This window comes from Klebsiella pneumoniae, from assembly GCF_000742135.1.
Lineage (GTDB): Bacteria > Pseudomonadota > Gammaproteobacteria > Enterobacterales > Enterobacteriaceae > Klebsiella > Klebsiella pneumoniae.
Genome location: NZ_KN046818.1, coordinates 3,611,569 through 3,633,831, shown reverse-complemented (window position 1 = coordinate 3,633,831; position 22,263 = coordinate 3,611,569). Strand labels below are relative to the sequence as shown.

Annotated in this window: 15 protein-coding genes; 9 read left to right on the top strand and 6 right to left on the bottom strand. The window is 62.5% G+C overall.

Annotated features, from left to right (window positions below; translation table 11 throughout):
- Positions 1-2 precede the first annotated feature (2 nt).
- The 7 genes from pduQ to DR88_RS08530 all read left to right on the top strand — a co-directional run bounded on the left by pduQ (position 3) and on the right by DR88_RS08530 (position 5,985).
- Entirely contained in the window at positions 3-1,115 is a 1,113-nt protein-coding gene (pduQ, locus tag DR88_RS08500; RefSeq protein ID WP_004149612.1) for a 1-propanol dehydrogenase PduQ, read from the top strand.
- On the top strand, positions 1,112-2,464 hold the full coding sequence (locus tag DR88_RS08505; protein WP_004149613.1) for a 4Fe-4S dicluster domain-containing protein: 1,353 nt from the start codon (positions 1,112-1,114) through the stop codon (positions 2,462-2,464). Before pduQ ends, DR88_RS08505 begins: the two co-directional genes overlap by 4 nt.
- Before the next feature lie 2 nt (positions 2,465-2,466).
- The gene (pduT, locus tag DR88_RS08510) at positions 2,467-3,021 is read left to right on the top strand and encodes a propanediol utilization microcompartment protein PduT (protein WP_004181171.1); all 555 of its coding nucleotides are present in this window, start codon (positions 2,467-2,469) and stop codon (positions 3,019-3,021) included.
- Positions 3,021-3,371 (top strand): propanediol utilization microcompartment protein PduU, encoded by a 351-nt coding sequence (pduU, locus tag DR88_RS08515; protein WP_002915850.1) that lies wholly within the window; start codon positions 3,021-3,023, stop codon positions 3,369-3,371. Before pduT ends, pduU begins: the two co-directional genes overlap by 1 nt.
- Before the next feature lie 4 nt (positions 3,372-3,375).
- Positions 3,376-3,816: a propanediol utilization protein PduV gene (gene pduV / locus DR88_RS08520; protein ID WP_002915858.1), complete on the top strand. Its 441-nt coding sequence runs from the start codon at positions 3,376-3,378 to the stop codon at positions 3,814-3,816.
- A complete protein-coding gene (locus tag DR88_RS08525; RefSeq protein ID WP_004149614.1) occupies positions 3,813-5,027 on the top strand; it encodes an acetate/propionate family kinase in 1,215 nt (404 codons plus the stop codon). The genes pduV and DR88_RS08525 overlap by 4 nt, the downstream gene beginning before the upstream one ends.
- 91 nt (positions 5,028-5,118) lie before the next feature.
- Positions 5,119-5,985 carry a GHMP family kinase ATP-binding protein gene (locus DR88_RS08530; protein ID WP_032437314.1) on the top strand — a complete coding sequence of 289 codons (867 nt, stop codon included), beginning with the start codon at positions 5,119-5,121 and terminating at the stop codon, positions 5,983-5,985.
- Positions 5,986-5,988: 3 nt separating this feature from the next.
- Here DR88_RS08530 and cobD read toward each other — a convergent pair whose 3' ends face one another.
- Positions 5,989-7,065 carry a threonine-phosphate decarboxylase CobD gene (gene cobD / locus DR88_RS08535; RefSeq protein ID WP_004143954.1) on the bottom strand — a complete coding sequence of 359 codons (1,077 nt, stop codon included), beginning with the start codon at positions 7,063-7,065 and terminating at the stop codon, positions 5,989-5,991.
- A 17-nt stretch (positions 7,066-7,082) separates the two neighbouring features.
- Positions 7,083-8,336, bottom strand: coding sequence for an N-acetylmuramoyl-L-alanine amidase AmiC (gene amiC, locus DR88_RS08540; protein ID WP_004174538.1), 1,254 nt, complete (start codon positions 8,334-8,336; stop codon positions 7,083-7,085).
- A 227-nt stretch (positions 8,337-8,563) separates the two neighbouring features.
- Between amiC and argA the strand changes: the two genes are divergently transcribed.
- Together argA and DR88_RS08550 are read left to right on the top strand one after the other, a co-directional pair.
- Positions 8,564-9,895 (top strand): amino-acid N-acetyltransferase, encoded by a 1,332-nt coding sequence (gene argA, locus DR88_RS08545; RefSeq protein WP_004149616.1) that lies wholly within the window; start codon positions 8,564-8,566, stop codon positions 9,893-9,895.
- A gap of 229 nt (positions 9,896-10,124) precedes the next feature.
- Complete coding sequence (locus DR88_RS08550; RefSeq protein WP_004185486.1) at positions 10,125-10,445, top strand: hypothetical protein; 321 nt, start codon at positions 10,125-10,127, stop codon at positions 10,443-10,445.
- A gap of 57 nt (positions 10,446-10,502) precedes the next feature.
- Here the strand turns inward: DR88_RS08550 and recD are convergent, their stop codons facing one another.
- The 4 genes from recD to recC all read right to left on the bottom strand — a co-directional run bounded on the left by recD (position 10,503) and on the right by recC (position 22,260).
- Entirely contained in the window at positions 10,503-12,347 is a 1,845-nt protein-coding gene (gene recD / locus DR88_RS08555; RefSeq protein WP_004149617.1) for an exodeoxyribonuclease V subunit alpha, read from the bottom strand.
- Positions 12,344-15,880: an exodeoxyribonuclease V subunit beta gene (gene recB / locus DR88_RS08560; protein WP_004149618.1), complete on the bottom strand. Its 3,537-nt coding sequence runs from the start codon at positions 15,878-15,880 to the stop codon at positions 12,344-12,346. Before recB ends, recD begins: the two co-directional genes overlap by 4 nt.
- The gene (gene ptrA / locus DR88_RS08565) at positions 15,877-18,762 is read right to left on the bottom strand and encodes a pitrilysin (RefSeq protein WP_004181181.1); all 2,886 of its coding nucleotides are present in this window, start codon (positions 18,760-18,762) and stop codon (positions 15,877-15,879) included. Before ptrA ends, recB begins: the two co-directional genes overlap by 4 nt.
- 120 nt (positions 18,763-18,882) lie before the next feature.
- Entirely contained in the window at positions 18,883-22,260 is a 3,378-nt protein-coding gene (recC, locus tag DR88_RS08570) for an exodeoxyribonuclease V subunit gamma (RefSeq protein ID WP_004149621.1), read from the bottom strand.
- Positions 22,261-22,263: the final 3 nt, after the last annotated feature.

Below are 22,263 nucleotides of genomic sequence, written 5' to 3'. Positions count from 1 at the left end.
CCATGCATACCTTTTCTCTGCAAACGCGCCTCTACAGCGGCCCGGGCAGCCTGGCCGCGCTGCAGCGCTTTAGCCATCAGCACATCTGGATCGTCTGCGACGGCTTCCTGGCGCGCTCGCCGCTGCTTGACCGACTGCGCGCCGCGCTGCCCGCCAGCAACCGCGTCAGCGTGTTCAGCGATATTACACCGGATCCGACCATTCACACCGTGGCGAAAGGGATAGCGCAGATGCAGGCCCTGCGTCCGCAGGTGGTGATCGGCTTCGGCGGCGGCTCGGCGATGGATGCCGCCAAGGCTATCGTCTGGTTCAGCCAGCAGGGCGGTCTGCCTGTTGACACCTGCGTGGCGATCCCCACCACCAGCGGTACCGGTTCGGAAGTGACCAGCGCCTGCGTCATCAGCGACCCGGAAAAAGGGATCAAGTACCCGCTGTTCCATGAGGCGCTCTGTCCCGACATGGCGATCATCGACCCGACGCTGGTGGTTAGCGTACCGCCCACCATCACAGCCCATACCGGGCTGGACGCGCTGACCCACGCCCTGGAGGCATGGGTCTCGCCGCAGGCCACCGATTTTACCGATGCGCTGGCGGAAAAGGCCGCCAGGCTGGTGTTTCGCGCCCTGCCCGTTGCGATTCGTCAGGGCGACTGCATTGCGACCCGCAGCAAAATGCACAATGCATCAACCCTCGCCGGTATGGCCTTTAGCCAGGCTGGCCTTGGGCTCAATCATGCGATCGCCCATCAGCTTGGCGGCCAGTTTCACCTCCCCCATGGCCTGGCCAATGCGCTGCTGCTGACCGCGGTGATCCGCTTCAATGCCGGCGAGCCGCGAGCGGCTAAGCGCTATGCACGCCTGGCCAGGGCCTGCCGCTTCTGCCCGCCCGCAGCTGGCGAACAGGAGGCTTTCCAGGCGCTGCTTACCGCGGTGGAAACGCTGAAACAGCAGTGCGCCATTCCCACCCTCAAGGGCGCGCTGCAGGAAAAGTATCCCCTTTTCTTATCGCGAATTCCCGCCATGGTGCCGGCCGCGCTGGCCGACGCCACCCTGCGCACCAACCCGCGTCCGGTCGATGGCGCGGCCATCGCGCAACTGCTGGAGAACCTGCAATGAGTGAAGCGATAGTGCCACTATCAAGCATTGATGCAGCGGAGATCCGCGAACGCGTTCGGGCCGCTGGCGTCGTAGGAGCCGGTGGCGCAGGCTTTCCGACCCACATCAAACTGCAGGCCCGGGTGGACACCGTGCTGGTGAACGCCGCCGAATGCGAACCGATGCTGAAGGTTGACCAACAGCTGATGGCTCAGCAGGCTGACCGACTGATTCGCGGCCTGGGTTACGCGATGACCGCCACTGGCGCCCGGGAAGGGATCATTGCCCTGAAGGCGAAATATGCTCCGGCGATTGCGGCATTAACCCCACGACTCCCGGAATGGGCCCGGCTGCATATTCTGCCTGACGTCTATCCGGCCGGGGATGAGGTGCTCACTATCTGGCTGGCGACGGGACGCCGCGTACCACCTGCCGCGCTGCCGGTCAGCGTCGGCGTGGTGGTCAATAACGTGCAGACGGTGCTCAATATCGCCAGAGCCGTGGAACAGGGCTATCCGGTAACTCGCCGGACGTTGACCGTCAATGGCGCCGTCGCCCGTCCGCTGACGCTGGCCGTACCACTGGGTATATCGCTGCGCGAGGTGCTGGATCTGGCCGGCGGCGCGACGGTTGACGATCCGGGGTTTATCAACGGCGGTCCGATGATGGGCTCGCTTATTACCTCCCTCGAGACACCGGTCACCAAAACCACCGGCGGCCTGCTGGTGCTCCCGGGCAACCATCCATTGATCCAGCGACGGCGGCAGGATGAACGAACGCTGCTCGCCATCGCCCGCACCGTCTGTGAACAGTGCCGTTTATGCACAGATTTATGCCCCCGGCACCTGATCGGCCATGAGCTTTCCCCTCATCTGCTGGTGCGGGCGGTGAACTATCGCCAGGCGGCCACCCCGTCGCTGCTGCTCAGCGCCCTGACCTGTTCGGAGTGCAACGTTTGCGAGAGCGTCGCCTGCCCGGTGGGTATTTCCCCCATGCGCATCAACCGTCTGCTGAAACGTGAGCTGAGGGCGAAAAACCTGCGCTACGACGGACCGCTGCGTCCGGCGGACGAGATGGCGAAGCACCGCCTGGTGCCGGTCAAGCGGCTCATCAGCAAACTGGGACTTGATCCCTGGTATCAGGAAGCGCCGCTGACGGCGGTGGAGCCGGAGGTGGCCTGCGTCACCCTGCCCCTGCGCCAGCATATCGGCATCAGCGCCGTGCCCTGCGTCGCGCCGGGAGAGCGGGTAACGCGCGGCCAGGTGCTGGCGGATATCCCCGCCGACGCCCTCGGCGCGCCGGTGCACGCCAGTATTGACGGCCTGGTCTCCGCCATCACGGAGCAGGCCATTACGCTTGTAAGAGGTTAATCATGACCCAGGCTATCGGAATTTTAGAACTGACCAGCATCGCCAGGGGGATGGAGCTGGGCGACGTCATGCTGAAAAGCGCGAACGTACAGCTCCTGCTCTGCAGAACCCTTTGCCCCGGGAAATTCCTGCTGATGCTCGGCGGCGACGTCGGCGCCGTGCAGCAGGCAATCGCCGCCGGCACCGCGCGCGCTGGGGAGATGCTGGTGGACAGCCTGGTGCTGGCCAACATTCACCCCAGCGTACTACCGGCGATCAGCGGTCTCAACGTGGTCGGGCAGCGGCAGGCGGCGGGGATCGTCGAAACCTGGAGCGTGGCGGCGTGCATCAGCGCCGCCGACCACGCGGTGAAAGCGGCCAACGTCACCCTGGTGCGGGTCCATATGGCGTTTGGTATCGGCGGCAAATGCTACATGGTGGTGGCGGGTGATATCGCCGATGTCGACAACGCCGTCACGGTGGCCAGCGACAGCGCAGGCGAGAAAGGATTACTGGTTCACCGGGCAGTGATCCCGCGACCGCACGATGCGCTGTGGCAACAGCTGATGGAGGGATAATGGAACCGCAAACCCCTACCGAACGCATGATCCAGGAGTATGTCCCGGGCAAACAGGTCACTCTGGCGCATCTCATTGCCAATCCTGGCAAAGATCTGTTCAAAAAGCTGGGTCTGCCGGACGCGGTCTCCGCCATCGGCATTCTTACCATTACCCCCAGTGAAGCATCGATTATCGCCTGCGACATCGCTACCAAGTCCGGCGCGGTGGAGATCGGTTTTCTCGATCGCTTCACCGGCGCGGTGGTGTTGACCGGCGATGTCTCCGCCGTGGAGTACGCGCTCAGGCAGGTCACCCGCACCCTCGGTGAGCTGATGCGCTTCACCGCTTGCCCAATTACCCGGACCTAAGCCCATGAAACGCCTGATGCTAATCGGACCCAGCCAGTGCGGCAAAACCTCGCTGACCCAGGTATTGCGTGGCGAAACCCTGCGCTATCAGAAAACCCAGGCCATCGTCTGGACGCCGGCCGCCATCGATACCCCCGGGGAATATCTGGAAAACCGCTGCCTGTACAGTGCACTGCTCACCAGCGCCTGCGAGGCCGATGTCATCGCGCTGGTACTAAATGCCGATGCGCCCTGGTCACCTTTTTCTCCGGGGTTTACCGCCCCGATGAACCGCCCGGTCATCGGGGTGATCACTAAAGCCGATTTGGCCGCCCCGCCCCGTCTGCAACAGGTCCGGACATGGCTCGAGACGGCGGGCGCCGGACATATCTTTATCACCAGCGCGTTAACCGGCGACGGGCTTGATGACCTGTTCGCCTGCCTGAATGCAGAGGAATATCAATGACCTATAAAATCATGGCGATTAACGCCGGCAGCTCCTCCCTGAAGTTTCAGCTGCTTAACATGCCGCAGGGGGCGTTGCTCTGTCAGGGGTTGATCGAACGTATCGGCCTGCCCGAGGCCCGCTTCACGCTGAAAACGTCGGCACAGAAATGGCAGGAGACGCTGCCCATCGCCGATCACCATGAGGCAGTGACCCTGCTGCTGGAGGCGCTGACCGGCCGCGGGATCCTGAGCAGCCTGCAGGAGATCGACGGCGTTGGCCACCGCGTCGCCCACGGCGGCGAACGCTTCAAAGACGCCGCGCTGGTCTGCGACGATACCCTGCGGGAGATCGAGCGCCTGGCGGAGCTGGCGCCGTTGCATAACCCGGTCAATGCGCTGGGCATACGTCTCTTTCGCCAGCTGTTACCCGCGGTACCGGCGGTGGCGGTTTTTGATACCGCCTTTCACCAGACCCTGGCGCCGGAGGCCTGGCTCTATCCCCTCCCCTGGCGCTATTACGCCGAGCTGGGCATTCGCCGCTACGGTTTTCACGGTACCAGCCATCACTATGTCAGCAGCGCGCTGGCGGAAAAGCTGGGCGTACCGCTGAGCGCCCTGCGGGTAGTAAGCTGCCATCTGGGCAATGGCTGTAGCGTCTGCGCCATCAAAGGCGGGCAGTCGGTGAATACCTCAATGGGCTTTACTCCCCAGTCCGGGGTGATGATGGGCACCCGCAGCGGCGATATCGACCCGTCGATACTTCCCTGGCTGGTGGAGAAAGAAGGGAAATCCGCCCAGCAGCTCAGCCAGCTGCTGAATAATGAATCCGGGCTGCTGGGCGTCTCCGGTGTGTCATCTGATTATCGCGACGTCGAACAGGCAGCTGACGCCGGCAACGAACAAGCGGCTCTGGCGCTGTCGCTGTTTGCCGAACGCATTCGCGCGACTATCGGCAGCTATATCATGCAGATGGGAGGTCTGGACGCGCTGATCTTTACCGGCGGCATAGGCGAGAATTCCGCCCGGGCGCGGGCGACGATCTGCCGCAATTTGCATTTTCTCGGCCTCGCGCTGGACGACGAGAAAAACCAGCGGAGCGCGACCTTTATTCAGGCGGATAATGCGCTGGTCAAAGTGGCGGTGATCAACACCAATGAAGAGCTAATGATTGCCCGCGACGTCATGCGTCTTGCATTGCCGCAGGCGCGCGAGCTGGCGGTGTCGGCATAAACGACGCGCCTCCTCTTGCGGAGAATCATGGTAACCGGCGGGTCGCCATGCCACTATGCGCCCTGGCGAAGGTAAGCGGAAAGGTGAAAACGTGGCTGTTGCACAATGTCCCGCCTCGTGCGGAGAACTTATCCAGGGCTGGATCCTCGGCAGCGAAAAGCTGGTCTCCTGTCCGGTGGACTGGTACAGCACCGTCGAGGTCGAGACCGGGGTACCGCGAAAAGACGAGCGGCCGCTGTCGCGGGCGATGGTCGACCAGCTGCTGGCCCACTGGGGCTACCCCCCAGCGCTGAGCCAGCAGATCCGCATCACCCTGCACTCAACGATCCCGGTGGCCAAAGGGATGGCCAGCAGCACCGCCGATATCGCTGCCACCGCCGTCGCCACCGCCAATCATCTGGGCCATCTACTGGATGAGCCGACGCTGGCGCGCCTGTGCGTCGCGCTGGAGCCTACCGACAGCACCCTGTTTCGCCAGCTGACGCTGTTCGACCATAATACCGCCGCCACGCAAATCGCCTGTCCCCCTCCGCCGGCGCTCGACCTGTTAGTGCTGGAGAGCCCGCTGACGCTGCGCACCACCGACTATCACCAGCTGCCGCGCGAGCCGGGCCTGTTGGCAAACGCCTCCCGGCTGCAGCTGGCGTGGGAGAAAGTTCAACAGGCCTGCCACTGCGGCAACCCGCAGCTGCTGGGCGAAGCAGCAACCATCAGCGCCATTGCCAGCCAGCAGCTGTTGCCTAAGCCGGGGTTTGACGCGCTGCTGGACCTGGTGGAAAGCGCAGGGCTCTATGGTCTCAACGTGGCGCACAGCGGCAGCGTCGTCGGCCTGCTGCTGGACCGCCGTCGGCATGACGTCGAATTTCTGCAATGGCGGCTGGCAGAGAGCGACATCGCCGCCCACTGGCCGCAGCAGCATCTGTTGGCGATGGTGCCCGGGGGCGTCATCCTGCAGTAGGCCTCAGGCCAGCACCCGGCGCAACGCCGCCAGCAGCTGGTCGTTTTCCTCGGCGCTGCGGATCGCCACCCGGAAATAGCGGCTATCCAGCCCCGGGTAGTTGGCGCAGCTGCGGATCAGCACATGCTGGCGCAGCAGGGCATATTGCAGGTCAAAATCGGCTCTGTCGCAGCGCAAGAACAGGTAGTTAGCACGCCCGGGCCACACGGTCAGCCCGGCCATCTCCTGCAGCTGCGCATAGAAACGCGCTCCCTCCTCCTGCAGCCACTGCCAGGTGGCCCGCTGATACGCCCGATCCTGGAGAATAATTTCCCCGGCCAGGGCGGCATAGGCGTTGATGGACCACGGCATTTGTCGCGCGCGCAGTCGGGCCACCGCCTGGGCATCAGCGTTCAGCAGGTAGCCGAGACGCAGCCCCGGAATGGCATAAAATTTGGTCAGCGATCGCAAAACCCAGACGTGCGGATGCTGCGCCAGCAGAGGAATAAACCCCGGCTGGTCGGGGATAAAGTCGAGGAAGGCCTCATCGAGGATCAGGCTGATGTTCAGCGCCCGGCAGCGCTGCGCAATGGCTTCCAGCAGGCCCCGCTCCGGCAGCAGGCCGGTGGGGTTGTTCGGGGTGCAGAGAAACAGGCAGTCCAGCGCCGGAGTCAGGGCATCGAGGATCGCGTCGGTCAGCTGCCAGCCATCGCGCTCCCGCAGGGCATACTCCACCACCTCGCAGTCCACCGTCTGCAGCGCCCGCCGGTACTCCGCGAAACCGGGAATGACGATCATCGCCCGCCGCGGCTTAAGGCCGTGGACGAGGGTGAAGATCGATTCAGTTTCGCCGTTGCCGGCGAGGATATGCGCCGCCGGCAGCTGATGGTGGGCAGCCAGCGCCTGATGCAGCTGTTGATACTCGACGTCAGGGTAGCGTTCGGCGCAGCCTGGGTTGTCAACGATCGCCTGCCTGAGCGAGGCAGGCATCCCCAGCGGATTGATGTTGGCGCTAAAATCCAGCAGCTCGCCGGGGGCTATGCCCAGCAGGGCGGCGGCCTCGCGGATATTGCCGCCATGGGCGCTTTTCAGTAAGGCCATGTCCCTTTCCTGTGTGGTTATCCGCGGCGGGCCAGCGTCGCGCCGTCGGCGAAGTAGGCTTTAATCCCGGCGAGGATCGACTCGGCCACCTCCTGCTGGAATTTGGCCGTTTTCAGTTTCCGCTCTTCTTCCACGTTACTGATAAACGCCGTCTCCACCAGAATGGAGGGGATATCAGGCGCCTTCAGTACCGCAAAGCCCGCCTGCTCTACCCGATTCTTGTGCAAATTATTGATATTGCCCATTTTCTCCAGCACCGCCTTTCCGAATTTGAGGCTGTCGGCGATGGTGAGGGACTGCACCATATCGAACATGGTGTGGTCGACATAGCGGTCGCCGCTCTTGCTGACCCCACCGATCAGATCCGAGGCGTTCTGCGTCTGGGCGAGATATTTTGCCGCGGTACTGGTGGCCCCCTTGGTGGAGAGGGCAAACACCGAAGAGCCGCTGGGCTGGCGGCTGGTAAAGGCGTCGGCGTGAATCGACACGAACAGGTCGGCGCGCTGCTTCTGCGCCTTGGCGACACGCACTTTCAACGGGATAAACACGTCTTCGTTGCGGGTCATATAGGCCTTCATATTGCCTTCTTTGTCGATCAGCGCCCGCAGGCGACGGGCGATCTGTAGCACCACATCTTTCTCGCGGGTGCGATACTTCCCCACGGCGCCGGAGTCTTCGCCGCCGTGCCCGGGATCGAGCATGATGACAATCGGCCGGTCGCGCCCGGCTTTGCCCGGCTGCGGCCCGCTTTGCGCCGGCGGCACCTGCCGCTCCAGATCGCCTTTGTTGTAATCCTCGAGCAGCGCCAGCAGCGGATCCTGAACATCGGTAGCGTTGGCGGGGTAGAGATCCATCACCAGACGCTCTTTAAAGCCGGCCACCGGCGCGAGGGCAAACAGCTGCGGCTTAACGTTCTGCTTGAGTTCGAAGACCATGCGCACGGTTTGCGGATCAAACTGGCCCACCCGGGCGGACTTAATAAAGGGATCGTCAGCGCGGATCTGCCCCCCCATGCCCTTCAGTACCGAGTTCAGGTTAACCCCCTCCAGATCGACCACTACCCGTTCCGGATTACTGAGGGCAAACTGCCGGTATTTCAGCACATGATTCGATTCCACCGTGACGCGGGTGTAGGTCGATGCTGGCCAGACGCGAACAGCGACCACCCGCGCGGCGGCGGCCAGCCCGACAGGGCTCACGCTCATTAACCACATGGCGCCCGCCCCCTGCAATAAACGGCGACGGCTTAATCCAGAGTTGTTTCCCGACATGCCACTCCCAAGCAATAAAAACACATTTATACCCAAAACAAACAGATTGACCAGAAACTTTAACGAAAGGCATATAACCTGTCATCTATAAAAGGGTAAACATTCATTGACACCCTGCGCCGGGTCACATGTTTTTCGCGGCTTAGCCTCAAATTGGGGCTTGCGTTTAACGGCAAAACAGAATAAAAATACAATAATTACGAATAATCATGCATTGAGGGTTTGTCATGGTGAAGGAACGTCGCACTGAACTGGTAGAAGGATTCCGCCATTCTGTTCCCTATATTAATGCCCATCGGGGAAAAACGTTTGTCATCATGCTGGGCGGCGAAGCCATTGAGCATGAAAATTTCTCAAATATTGTCAATGACATAGGATTATTGCATAGCCTGGGCATTCGCCTGGTGGTGGTCTATGGCGCCCGCCCGCAGATTGACGCTAACCTCGCCGAGCACCATCACGAGCCGGTCTATCACAAGCAGACGCGAGTGACTGACGCCAAAACGCTGGAGCTGGTTAAGCAGGCGGCGGGGATGCTGCAGCTGGAGATCACCGCCCGTCTGTCGATGAGCCTCAACAACACCCCGCTGCAGGGGGCCCATATCAACGTTGTCAGCGGCAACTTTATCATTGCCCAGCCGCTGGGCGTCGATGACGGCGTCGATTATTGCCACAGCGGACGCATTCGCCGCATTGACGAAGAGGCGATTCATCGTCAGCTCGACAGCGGCGCCATTGTCCTGATGGGGCCGGTCGCGGTGTCGGTCACCGGCGAGAGCTTTAACCTGACTTCGGAAGAGATCGCTACCCAGCTGGCCATCAAGCTGAAGGCGGAGAAAATGATCGGCTTCTGTTCGTCGCAAGGGGTTTACAACCAGGCCGGGGAAATTGTCTCCGAACTGTTCCCTAATGAGGCGCAAGCCCGCGTCGAAGAGCTGGAAGCAGACGAAGACTATAACTCCGGCACCGTGCGCTTCCTGCGCGGGGCGGTGAAGGCCTGCCGCAGCGGCGTACGGCGCTGCCACCTGATCAGCTATCAGGAAAATGGCGCGCTGCTGCAGGAGCTGTTTTCACGCGACGGCATCGGCACCCAGATCGTCATGGAGAGCGCGGAGCAGATCCGTCGGGCGACCATCAATGATATCGGCGGTATTCTTGAGCTGATAAGCCCGCTCGAGCAGCAGGGCATTCTGGTACGCCGTTCCCGCGAACAGCTGGAGATGGAGATCGACAAATTCACCATTATTCAGCGCGATAACACCACCATCGCCTGCGCCGCCCTCTATCCTTTCCCGGAAGAGAAGATCGGCGAAATGGCCTGCGTGGCGGTGCATCCGGATTACCGGAGCTCGTCGCGGGGAGAGGTGCTGCTGGAGCGTATTGCCGCTCAGGCCAGGCAGATGGGACTGAGCAAGCTGTTCGTGTTAACCACCCGCAGCATCCACTGGTTCCAGGAGCGCGGCTTCACGCCGGTGGATATCGACCTGCTGCCGGAGAGTAAAAAGCAGATGTATAACTATCAGCGCCGGTCGAAGGTGCTGATGGCCGACCTCGCTTAAGCCCTTCTCCTCTCTATCTAACGGCCCGGGATAGCGCGACGCTTATCGCTTTATCCCCGGCCGGTCTCCCGCCCCTCTTCCCGCCAGCCTGGCGTACGCACGCGGGCGAAATTCCTGGTTTCCGCGCAGGCCATTTCTTTCTCGCTGGCTCACCGATATGCTATTGGCTGTCGACAGGACGTCGACTGGCGCCGCGGCCGCCACCCGCCCTGTAAGGATCGCTTAAAGAATGGAACCCAAACCGAACTGGCTGGTCAGACATATTAATCTCATTACCACCGCGGTCGCCCTCTATCCGTGGTTGCTGATGATACTGCTCCTCTGGGATAACCAGCGCCATCATCAGCATGGCTATGCCGCGCTCGGCGCCGCCATCGCGATATTATTTCTGCTGGCCCTGACGTCCGGCATGAATCTTCTCATCTCCTCGCTGGTGATTTTTTGTGCCCGCTGTTCCACCCCACCGCTGGCCGGCGGCGCAGCAGTCCGCTTTTTCGCCATGAACTCGATCTCGGCGCTCTGGCTTATCCCTCTGTTCTTCAGTTACTGATTTTTCCGCCAGCCCGGGCAACGGCTGCAGCATTTTCCATCGCCCGGACCCGGCGTCTCAGGGGGCTTCGCGCCCGGCGAAAATCTCCGCCAGGCCGCTGCGCCGTTCGGTGCGCGTCACAATGGCCTGGGAGAGCACCTGCTCGTCGGCATAGAGCGACAACCGCCGTTTCGCGCGGGTGATCGCCGTGTAGACCAGTTCGCGGGTCACCAGCGGGACGCTGCGCGCCGGCAGGATCAGCGCCGCGTGTTCGAACTCCGAGCCCTGCGATTTATGCACGGTCATCGCCCAGGCGGTATCATGCTCCGGCAGACGGCTCGGCTGCACCGACTTGATGGCGCCGTCGGGCATCAGGAACCACACCCGCAGCTCGCCGTTGCGCTCCAGGGCGATGCCGATATCGCCGTTAAACAGCCCCAGCGCGCTGTCGTTGCGCGATATCATGATCGGTCGGCCATCATACCAGCGAGAGTGGCGCGGCAGGGCGATCGCCCGCTGTCGGTTGAGCCGCTGCTCCAGCCGCTCATTGACGCCGCTCACGCCGTACGGCCCCTCGCGCAGCGCGCACAGCAGCTGGAATTCGCTGAAAGCGGCCAGCATGGCCTGCGGTTCGGCCCGCTCGCGGCGCAGCTGCAGGTAGCGCTCATAGCCCTGCTGAGCCGCGCCGAGCATGGCTTCGTACTCTTCGGTCGTGCTGAGGGGATGAAGCGCGATATCGTCAAACGGCTGGCGCAGCGTGGCCTTCACCTCCGCGCGCGCGCCAGCGTTCACCGCCCGCGCCAGGCTCCCGATGCCGGAGTGACTACCGAAGCGATAGCTCTTTTGCAGCAGGCACAAACTGTCTCTCAGCGCGCCCGCGATAGCCCCCTCGCCCGCCGGCACCGGCGAACCGGTCAGCCGGGTCAGCTCCTGCGCCCGCGCGGCGGTATAGCCCGAACTCGCCCAGGCGCAGATATCCCCCAGCACCGCCCCCGCTTCTACGGAGGCCAGCTGGTCGCGATCGCCGAGGAAAATCACCCGCCCGTGGGCCGGCAGCGCGTCGATAAGCCGCGACATCATCGGCAGGTCGATCATCGAGGCTTCATCCACCACCAGCACGTCCAGATGCAGCGGGTTGCCGGCGTGATAGCGCATCCGCTGGCTGCCTGGCTGGGCGCCCAGCAGACGATGCAGCGTGCTGGCCTCGGTGGGAATCAACGCTTTCTGCGCGTCGGTCAGCGGCAATTTTCTCAGCGCCGCGCCCAGCGATTCGGTCAGACGCGCCGCCGCTTTCCCGGTTGGCGCCGCCAGGCGAATACGACAGCGCGGGCTGTCTTCGATCTGGATCAGCGCCGCCAGAAGCTTCGCCACGGTGGTGGTCTTCCCGGTCCCGGGACCGCCGGAGATCACTGAGATGCGGCGGGTCAGCGCCACCGCCGCGGCCACTTTTTGCCAGTCGGTTTCGCCGGTGGCAGGGAACAGGGCATTCAGGGTTGACGCCAGCCGGGCCTCATCCATCTCCAGCACCCGGTTGGCTTCATTGAAGAAGCGGGCGACGGTCAGCTCGTTGCGCCACATCCGGTTGAGATAGAGCCGGTCGCCGCACAAAATCATCGGCGCCGGAGCATCGCCGCAGCTCACCGCCGACGAAGCGAGCAGCAGTGCGGGCCAGTCCTCCGGCGCGCCGGCTTCGGCCAGCAGCCGATCGCGGATCTCCCCGGCTTTACCGCTCAGCGCCTCGTCGCCGCTCAACCGCGAGAGCGGCAGACAGACGTGCCCCTCGCCGGCATCCCGGCTCAGCAAGGCCGCCGCCAGCTTGACCGCCGGCGGGTCGTTTTGCGCCACCATCAGGGCAAACTGGACGTCCAGCGGCCGCAGCAGACGCTGCTCCACCGCCGCCAGTAGTAGTTGTTCGAAAGTCATGAGGCCTCCTCCTGAGTTTCTCCGGCAAAAAGCTGATCCAGACCGTCAATCAGCGGTCGCACCGGCCGGGTGGTGAAGATCCCCTGCCCCCCCTCCTGCCCGTCCATGCCGCGCAGGAAAAGATAAATCACGCCGCCGAAGTGGCGGTCATAGTCATAATCGGCCAGCCGGTGGCGCAGATAGCGGTGCAGCGCCAGGCTATACAGCTGATACTGTAGATCGTAGCGGTGGGCACGCATCGCCTGCTCCATCGCCGGCCGGGTGTAGGCCTCGCGATCTTCCCCCAGCCAGTTGGATTTGTAATCCAGCAGGTAATAACGGCCTTCGTGGCGGAAGACCAGATCGATAAAGCCCTTCAGCATGCCACGCACCTGGCGGAAATCCAGCGGCGGCGTGTCGGCAGAGAGGGGATCGTACTGGCGGATAAGCGCGTCAAGGCGCTCCGCCGTCAGCAGCTGGGCGATGGGCAGGTAAAATGCCATCTCCACCTGTTTATCCCGCGCCGCAAGCTGATTGAGCGCGATATCCGGCCCCGGCAGGCGGGTCTTCAGCACGCCGCCCAGCCAGTCGGTCAGCACCGGCGCCCACTGCGCGTCAAACCCGCTCAGCTGCAGCTTCTCCGCCATCCACCCTTCCGGCACCGGCTGGGTGAAGTCCAGCTCCTCAAACAGGCTGTGCAGGAAGGTCCCCGGCGCGGCGCCGCGCGGGAACTGGTGCGGAGTCAGCTGCGGCTCTTCCACGACTTCGCCGACGCCGGCGGCATCAACATCCAGACGCGGCAGCAAATCCTGCCCGCCGCTGAAACCATGCTGCTGCAGTCCGGAGTAACTGGTCACCCGCCAGTCGTCGGCGATGCGGCGCTGCAGCTCGCGCGCCGACAATCGCGGGATGGTCGCCGCGGGAGCCTGCCACGGGGTGAGATCCAGTTCGCCCGGTCTCTGTAATGCAATATCGCCATGACAGAAGTCTGCCAGCCGCGCGGCCAGCCCGGCGGCGTCCATGGCTTCGCCCGCCTGCAGCAGCCGCCCCAGCGCGCTGAGGTGGAAATCGCTGTTGCCGGATTTCCGGCTGCTGAGCGGCGCCACGCCGAGGCTGCAGTGCCAGACCGCGCGGGTCAGGGCCACGTACAGCAGGCGCAGATCTTCCGCCAGTCGTTCCGCCTCCGCCAGCTCGAGGCTGGCCTCATCCTGGCCCAAATCCAGCACCGCCGCGAACGTCTCGCGATCGTGGTAAAACGCCTGGTCCTGTTTACGAAACCGGGCGATAAACGGCAGCCAGACCAAGGGGTATTCCAGCCCTTTTGACTTGTGAATAGTGACAATTTGCACCAGGTGCTTATCGCTTTCGAGACGCATCTGCTGGCTGGCGGCGTTGCTGTCCGGCTCGGCGATATGCTGCGCCAGCCAGCGCACAAGGGCATGCTCGCTTTCCAGCTGGCTGGCCGCCTCCTGCAGCAGTTCGCTGATGTGCAGAATGTCGGTTAAGCGCCGCTCGCCGCCGCGTGTCGCCAGCAGATTCTCGGCGATATGTCGGGCTGTCATCAACGCCCGCAGCATCGGCATCACTCCGCGCTGCCGCCAAATCTGGCGGTATTCGCTGAACTCTTCCACCAGCGCGTCCCACGCCTGCTCATCCTGGTTCAGGTTTTCAATATCCAGCGCGGTCAGGCCAAACATCGACGTCGCCAGCGCGCTGCGCAGGGTATTTTCCCGCTCCGGGGCCAGCACCGCCTGCAATAGCCAGAGCAGCTCCTGGGCCTCCAGCGTCTCAAAAACGCTGTCGCGGTTGGAGAGGTACACCGAGGGAATACCCAGCGTCTGCAGCGCTTCACGCACCTGCGCCGCCTCCAGCCGGTTGCGCACCAGCACGGTAATATCCGAAGCCTGTACCGGGCGCGAGGTTTCCCCGCGCCACAGCAGCGCGCGCCCCCGCTGACCGGCGCTCAGCCAGTCGCGGATCTGCGTGGCGCAGAGCTGCGCCATAAAGGTCTGATAATCGCCAGACCCGACAGTGTCGCCGGGCATCAGCCAGACGTTCATCGCCGGTACGTCCGCCGCGTCAACGGTAAAGCGCAGCCCCTTGTTCTTCGCCGCCGCCTTCACCGGCAGGAACGGGATCTCGTGGAACATGAAGGGGTTATCGCTGAGGCTGAACAGCCGATTGACGCTGCCCACCATGCCCGGCGAGGAGCGCCAGTTGGTATCGAGGGTGTAGTGCGCGGCAACGTCGCCGCGCGCTTTCATATAGGTAAAGATATCGGCGCCGCGAAAGGCGTAGATGGCCTGCTTCGGATCGCCGATCAGCAGCAGAGCCGTCTCCGGCTGCCGGCGCCAGATGCGGCGAAAAATCCGGTACTGCTGAGGGTCGGTGTCCTGAAATTCATCGATCATCGCCACCGGAAAACGCTGGCGAATGGCGCTGGCCAGCGTCTCGCCGCTGTCGCCGCGCAGCGCCTCGTCAAGCCGGCTGAGCATATCGTCAAACCCCAGCTCGCCGCGGCGGCGCTTTTCGCGGGCGACCGCATCGCGGATCTCGACCATCGCTCTCGCCAGCACCAGATCGGTGAGCGTCAGCGAGGAGGCCAGCAACGACTCTACGGCGCTAAACAGGGGATGCACCGGCGGTTCGCCACCGGCTTTGGTGCGCTCGAGCAGAAACGACTGGGCAAATTTCTCCAGCGCGTCGGGCAGCTGGTAGCTTAACGTCTCTTCCTGCGCCCAGGCGTTCACTTTCTCCATCCACTTGCCCTGGTTGCCGCGATTAAACTTCCGCCGGTCAAGGCCGGAATTTTCCAGCACGCCTTCGATCTCGCCCACCTGCTCGCGCCACTGCTGCTTGAGCGAGTCAATGCGGGCGATGATCTGCTGATGGCGTTCGGCCAGCGTCTCGTTAGGGGCTGGCGGCGACTTAAGCTGCGGCGCTTCGCCCTGCAGCCAGCGGTCAAGGGACTTCAGCAGATCGCGCGGCCCTTTCCAGACGTCGTGGATCACCGCCGCGATATCGCGGGTCAGGGGATAGCAGTGGCGGCGCCAGAAATCGGCGCAGGCCTGATAGCGCAGGCGGGATTCATCCTCGATCAGCTGTTGCTCGAACAGCATGCCCGACTCGAAGGCGTTAAGGCTCAGCATCCGTTGGCAAAAGCCGTGGATGGTGAATACCGCCGCCTCGTCCATCTGCCGTTCAGCCAGCAGCAGCGTCTTCGCGGCGTCGTCTTTATCGGCGATCTCCGCCAACAACGCGCTGTAGAGCGGATTGTCGGATTCGCCGCGCAGGCAGGCGATGCGCAGTTCGTGGATGTTGCTGCGGATACGGCCGCGCAGCTCTTCGGTCGCCGCCTCGGTAAAGGTCACCACCAGCAGTTCTTCAACGCTGATGGCGCGGGGATAGGCGGCCTCACCGCCCAGCCCCAACAGCAGCCGCAGATACAGCGCGGCGATGGTAAAGGTTTTTCCGGTGCCCGCAGAGGCTTCTATCAGGCGCTCGCCGATCAGGGGCAAGCGCAGGGGATCCAAAGACTCAGCGGTGTCGGTCATTCATTCTCTCGCATCAGGGGTAAGGATTGCTGCAATGCGCTGACGTTTTCCCACACTTTGCCGCCTTTCGGCTGGGCATAGTCCGCTTTGCCATTCTGGCTACCGGAAATCTGGGACAAGATCGTCATGCCCTGCGGATCCACCACCGTCTGATGGAAGAAGTCGGCAAGTTTTTGCGGCGTCAGCAGTTTAATCTGAGCCACTACTTTATCACGTGAATCAAAACGCATATTACCGCGATCGAAATCTTTGCTCAGTTTCGAGGCTTCATCGCCCAGCGTCTGCGGCGCCTGCAGCATCTGGCTTATCACCGCCTGCTGGAGCTGGGCAAACTCTTCCGGCTTCATCGCCCGCAGCTTCGCCTCCGCGGTGGGGAAGAAGGCCTGGAACCGCTGCCAGAGGAAGGCCGGCTGCTTATCGCTACTCTGCAGCAGGAAGCCCATGCCCCACTGGCGCCCCACGTTCATCGGGAAGGCAAAGACCGCGTAGCCGAGCTGCTCTTCAGTACGCAGCTGGTTGTAGAACCACGGCTGAATGATCTGCCCCAGCAGGGTGCTGGCGGCGGTGCTGCTGAACTCATCCACGTTGGGCGGCGCAAACACCGCGGCCAGCGCGGAGTCGGTGCTGTTGCCCGCTTTGTTGAAGATCGCCAGCTGCTGCCGGTTCACCACCACGTCTTTATTACGGCACCATTCGTTGCCGTCGGCGCCCAGCTGCTGCTGGATCTGGCGGGCCAGGGTCGTGGCGGCATCGGCGGTCATATTGCCGATCACCATCAGTTCAGGACGCCCCCTGGTTTTCAGGTTGGCGCGGTAGTCGAGCACCTCTTTAAGGGTAATGGAGGGCAGCAGCGCCCGGCGCACTTCGCGCTGGAAGTACGGCACCTGCGAGACCATCTGGATCGGCATAATCGCCTGATCGTAGGCTTTGCCTTTCTCGGCGGAATCCATCATCTGCGCATACCAGGATTTGGCCTGCTCCAGCTGCTCCTCGGTCGGCGTATAGCTGAAGTATCCCTGCAACAGATCGCTGAACAGCGCCGGAAGATGCTGGGTATAGCCGTTGGCATTGACCATTAATCCGTTATTAGCGCCGGTAGAGAACGAAATGCCGCCGACCGCCGCCTGGTTACTGAGCTGGTCGAGGGCGATGCCGGCGAGATAATCGTTGAGGGCAAACATCACCTGCCGGCGAGCGCTGTCCATCGCCTGAGGGTTACGCAGCACCAGGGAGATGTCCGCCTTCGGCTCGCTGGCAAAATACTGGCTCGGGGCATACACCACCCGCAGCGTCGGTTCATCAAGGATCAGCTGCGGATGCGGCCAGGCTTTATCGCTTTTGATAAGGGTGAAGTCATCCGGAATATAGGGGTTGAGCGCCGGCAGCTGCAGCTGGATGGCCTGGGATTTGTGCTGCCAGTCAGCGAACGTCTGCTCGCTAATCTTATCCACCTGATACGGCGCATCGACAAAGTAGGCCGTCTTGTTATGCGGCTCCTGGGGGCTGATATACCAGATACGGGCGTTCTGCGGGGTCATCATCGCCAGCCGGTCTTTGATCGCCTGCGGGTCGTACTGGTCGGCAATATTCACCACGTCCAGCGCATGCTCGACCGGCACCCGGATCATGGTGTCCGCCAGCCATTCCACGTAGTCCATGTCGCGGTTGATCGACGGATAGCGGAAATCGAGCGCCAGCACATGCGCCAGTTCGTCGAAATAGCGTTTGTCGATGCCCTGAGTACGCAGGAGGTCGAGGTAGCTGAAAATGGCCGCCGTCACTTCATCGCGGTGCGCCAGGCCTTTGTCGGTGAGGGTGGCTGAGATCGCCAGTACGCCGCTGTTGCCGTTTACCACCGGATCGGAATCGGCGCGGATACCTTCCGCCAGACCCTGTTTTTGCAACCAGTCAGAGAGCGTGCCCGGGCTGCGGTTGCCGATAAGATAGGTGACCAGCTCATCGGTTTTGCTGCGGAAGCGATCGCTGTTGTTGTCGATGCGAAACTCGACGCGCAGCACTTTACGCGGCATCGCCGGCACATAGTGAATAATGATGCCTTTTTGCGCATCCGTGACCACCGGGACGGTAATTTCCGGCCTGCTGATCTGACGATTCGGCACGCGGCCAAAGGTGTCCGCAGCCATGCGCGCCAGCGCCGGCAACGGCTTGTTGCTGTAGATCACCGCTTTCATCAGATTGGCGGAGTACCAGCTATCGCGGAAGGTGTGCAGCGCATCAAGCACCGGGCTGCCGGGCTTATCGCTGAGCGTCTCGAGGTTGCCACCCGAGAAGTGGGCCGCCGGGTGAGCCGGGTTGATGGTCTCCGCGCTGACCTGGGCCATGCGCATCCCGTCTCGCGTCCGGGCCATCGTCAGCTCGGCGTTGACCGCGTTACGTTCGCGGTCGGCATATTTTTTATCCAGCAGCGGCGCGGCGATGGCGTCGGCCAGGCGATCTACGGCCCCGTCCAGCGCATCATTTTCCACTTCAAGATAAAACGCGGTGCGGTAGGGCGCGGTACTGGCGTTATGGCTGCCGCCGTGCAGCTTAAGAAACTCTGCAAGGCTGTCAGGCTGGGGATATTTTTGCGACCCCATCAGCGTCATATGTTCCAGAAAATGCGCCAGCCCCTGATGATCTGCCGGATCCTGCAGGGATCCCACCGGCACCACCAGCGCCGACAGCGATTTCACCGCCTGCGGATCGGAAACCAGCAGCACGACCATGTCGTTATCAAGGCGGATCGCCTGATACTGACGCGTATCTTTTTCGCTTTTGCGGATCGTCTCCTGAATCGGCTGCCATCCGGTGTCGGCCTGACTAAACGGCGCCCAGAGGGCGGCCAGCACAACAAAAACCTTGAACCATAAACTGCGGGGCATTCACGAACCTCATCATTAACAAACTTGCGCTGCACAGCGTGCAGCCTTTTATGTCCATCAGTCCGTGATACGTTGCGCATATTAAATGAACCGCCATTCACTGCGCAATTTTTATACTATTTAAATTTGTGTGGACCGATGGTAACGATATAGCGGTAACAGATAACGCTGCGTCTGGGCAATGATTTCTTCGTAATGCGCCGGCTCCAGCGAACGCCACAGGCGTTGATACCAGATATCGGCGCCCTCCCCGCTGACCACCATGTTCCCTTCGTAGGTCTGCAGGAATTTGCTCCGCGCTTTCTGCTGCGTCTCTTCGTCCATTAAGATGACATCCTTTTCGGCGTCGTAACAGGCTTTCAGCCAGGCGCCACCGCTTTCCGGCAGCAGCAGCAGCGGCTGCGACATCCCCAGCAAATAGCCATCCACCAGCTCGTTAAGGTACGCCTGCGCCTCGGCGGGCGCCAGCGCCGGAAAGCGCCACTCTCCCTCTTTCCGCACAAACAGCCGGCTCTCGCCGGTGCCGCCGCTGGCGCAGTAGACAAGGTGTTCCAGCCAAAGTTGCATCCCCTGGGAGACGCTCAGCAGCGAAGGCCGCCAGCGCAGCAGACCGTCCGGCTGCACCTGCTGCAGCCAGCCGGTCAGGTTCACGCCGCCGCACTGCAGATCGATCTCCATGCTCTGCGCCTGCTGGCGCTCGGCCATCACCCGCTCGGCCAGCGCCTGCATCTCCAGGCGCTGCGTCTCCCAGACCAGCTCGCCAAAGGCGCCATACGGCAGCTCGCCGGCGGCGCGAAAGCGGCGGAACATAGCCGAGACGTCCTGCTCCTCAATAAGCGTATTGAGCAGTTGCTGATTCAGTTGATAACGGCTCAGCCCTTCAAGAGTGAACGGCTCGTCGTCTGGAATATCGTCCTCTTCGGCGCGGAAATTGACCCGCAAACGCTGCTGAAAGAACGCGCGTACCGGGTGCTGCCAGAAGCGCAGGAGCTGGTCGAACGGCAGGCTGTCAATCGGCGGCGCGGTGAGCGGCTGTATAAAATCGCTATGCGCCTCTCCCTGCTGGCCGGCGGCCGCCAGCCATTCACGAGCGTAGCTCTTGTTCTCGTCTTCCTGGAAATTGGCTACGTCGAACGGCATGCGCGTATGCAGATGGGTGATGTGGGCTTTAACCCGCGCTTCGCTGGCGTCGCAGTCAAGCTCTTCGTCACCGGCGAGACAGTGGCTCTGGCCGATATAATCCACCAGCTCCTGCACCAGCACCGAAGGAAAACGCTCGCTGTTGTCCTGTATCGAACGGCCGATATAGCTGATATACAGCGTCTGCTCGGCGGACATCAGCGCCTCGAGGAACAGATAGCGGTCATCATCGCGCCGGCTGCGGTCGCCGCGCTGCGGCTTCTGGCTCATTAAATCAAAGCCCAGCGGCGGTAGCGTGCGCGGATAAACCCCGTCATTCATCCCCAGCAGGCACACCACCTTAAAGGGGATCGAACGCATCGGCATCAGGGTACAGATATTGACCGGGCCGGCAAGAAAGCGCTGGCTGATCCGCTGCTGATCGAGGCGCTGGGCCAGCTCATCGCGCAGCAGCGTCAGCGGCACCTGCTCGCCATACTGCGCCTCCAGACCGCTATCAATAACCGCCAGCCACTGCTGCTCAATCAGCGCCAGCGCCGCTTCGGTCTCACTGTCCGGCAGGAAAAAGTCATTCAGCAGATCGCGACAGACCGGCAGCCACTCCGCCAGCGGCCGCTGCTGGGCCAGGCCGCGTCGCCACAGATTAAGCTGCATCAGCAGCGACGCGAGGTTGCCCACCAGCTCGGCGATCAAACCGCTGGATTCGTCATACGGCAGCACCGACTGCCACTCTCCCTCGCGGCTGTCCATGGCGTAGCCCAACAGCATACGGGTGAGGCCGAACCGCCAGGTATGCTGCCCGGTCGCAGGCAGGTCCAGCTCGCGGACGTTGTCGTCATCCATTCCCCAGCGGACGCCGGACTCGTTCACCCACTGGCGCAGGTAGCGCAGCCCTTCTTCCGTGATATTAAAGCGCGCCGCCAGCACCGGCACGTCCAGCAGCGCCAGCACATCTTCGCTGGCGAAGCGGCTGTCCGGCAGCGAGAGCAGCGTGATAAACGCCTGCAGCACCGGATGCGACTCGCGGGCGCGACGGTCGGAGATCGCCCACGGCAACCAGCGATCGCCGCTGGCCGCGCCAAACACCGCCTGAATATAGGGACTGTAGCTGTCGATATCCGCCACCATGACGATGATATCCCGCGGCGTGAGCGTCGGATCCGCCTCCAGCATCGCCAGTAGCCTATCGTGCAGAACCTCCACTTCGCGCTGCGGACTGTGGCAGACGTGAATGCTCAGACTGCGGTCATCCAGCGTCAGCGGACGTTTGTCGCGACTGTGGGCAAATGCCTCTGCGCTCTGCCCGGCCACCGCCGCGTTGCGTAGTTCAAGGATATCCGACTGCAGGTTATGCAACAGGTTATCGGGGGCGATGTCGACAAAAGCGTCCAGCTCCTCATAGCGCTCCAGCCCCGCCAGCAGGTAGATATAGTCGCGACCCAGTTTCCCCCAGGAGGCGAGCAACGGGTTGCCGACATCCTGTTCCCCAGCGTCATTAAACAACCCCGGCGCCTGCTCGGTGTCGCGAAACAGAGGTAGCGCGCGCGCCTCGCGGTGATGGCGCCGCTGACGCGACAGCAGCTTCGCCAGAAACGCCGGATCCTTAATGTCTCCCCAGTAGTAGCGGCAGGGGTTGGTAAACAAGACATAGACATCGACATGCTTACCCAGCGCCTGCAGGGCCTGAAGATAGACCGGCGGCAGCGCGGAAATCCCGCAGATGAAGACGCGCGACGGCAGCCCGGCGGGCGGTTCGTCCGCTTTTTCCAGGGTACTGATAAAGCGCTGGTAGAGATTGGCGCGGTGCCACTGCGGCTGCCCCAGCTCGGCGGTGTAGCTCACCAGCGCCTGCCACAGCGGCGCCTGCCACTGCTGGGCATCGCCGAGACCTTCCACCCGCTGGCCGGCCTCCCAGCGCATCAGCCACTCCGGGCGATAGACGAGGTACTGGTCATAGAGGTCCGCCACCCGGGCGGCCAGCTGAAACAGCTTGCGCTTGTCGCCGTCATCACTCAGATACTGGCGCAGCAGGATAAAATCGTCTTCCTCCAGGTGCTGCGGCAGGAGGGTCATCAGCTTCCAGCTCATGCTCTGCTTGCTGAAGGCGCTTTCGCCCGGAATATCTTTCAGGACGCGCACGAACATATCCCAGATAAAGCTCGCCGGCAGCGGGAACTCGATATTGGCGGCAATCCCGAAGCGCGCGGCCAGGGTCATCTGCAGCCACTGCGCCATGCCGGTACTCTGCACCAGCACCATTTCGGCCTGAAAAGGGTCATCCAGCCGCTGGCGCTCGACGATAAACTCCATCAACGCCTCGAGAACATCCAGCCGGTTTGAGTGGTATACCCTTAACATAAT

Bases quoted from the DNA above. Each gene is read 5' to 3' on its own strand.
- pduU (WP_002915850.1), top strand. From the start codon at position 3,021: ATGGAACCGCAAACCCCTACCGAACGCATGATCCAGGAGTATGTCCCG.
- argA (WP_004149616.1), top strand. From the start codon at position 8,564: ATGGTGAAGGAACGTCGCACTGAACTGGTAGAAGGATTCCGCCATTCT.
- recB (WP_004149618.1), bottom strand. From the start codon at position 15,880: ATGACCGACACCGCTGAGTCTTTGGATCCCCTGCGCTTGCCCCTGATC.
- amiC (WP_004174538.1), bottom strand. From the start codon at position 8,336: ATGTCGGGAAACAACTCTGGATTAAGCCGTCGCCGTTTATTGCAGGGG.
- DR88_RS08525 (WP_004149614.1), top strand. From the start codon at position 3,813: ATGACCTATAAAATCATGGCGATTAACGCCGGCAGCTCCTCCCTGAAG.
- pduQ (WP_004149612.1), top strand. From the start codon at position 3: ATGCATACCTTTTCTCTGCAAACGCGCCTCTACAGCGGCCCGGGCAGC.
- DR88_RS08550 (WP_004185486.1), top strand. From the start codon at position 10,125: ATGGAACCCAAACCGAACTGGCTGGTCAGACATATTAATCTCATTACC.
- cobD (WP_004143954.1), bottom strand. From the start codon at position 7,065: ATGGCCTTACTGAAAAGCGCCCATGGCGGCAATATCCGCGAGGCCGCC.
- pduT (WP_004181171.1), top strand. From the start codon at position 2,467: ATGACCCAGGCTATCGGAATTTTAGAACTGACCAGCATCGCCAGGGGG.
- recD (WP_004149617.1), bottom strand. From the start codon at position 12,347: ATGACTTTCGAACAACTACTACTGGCGGCGGTGGAGCAGCGTCTGCTG.
- ptrA (WP_004181181.1), bottom strand. From the start codon at position 18,762: ATGCCCCGCAGTTTATGGTTCAAGGTTTTTGTTGTGCTGGCCGCCCTC.
- recC (WP_004149621.1), bottom strand. From the start codon at position 22,260: ATGTTAAGGGTATACCACTCAAACCGGCTGGATGTTCTCGAGGCGTTG.
- pduV (WP_002915858.1), top strand. From the start codon at position 3,376: ATGAAACGCCTGATGCTAATCGGACCCAGCCAGTGCGGCAAAACCTCG.
- DR88_RS08505 (WP_004149613.1), top strand. From the start codon at position 1,112: ATGAGTGAAGCGATAGTGCCACTATCAAGCATTGATGCAGCGGAGATC.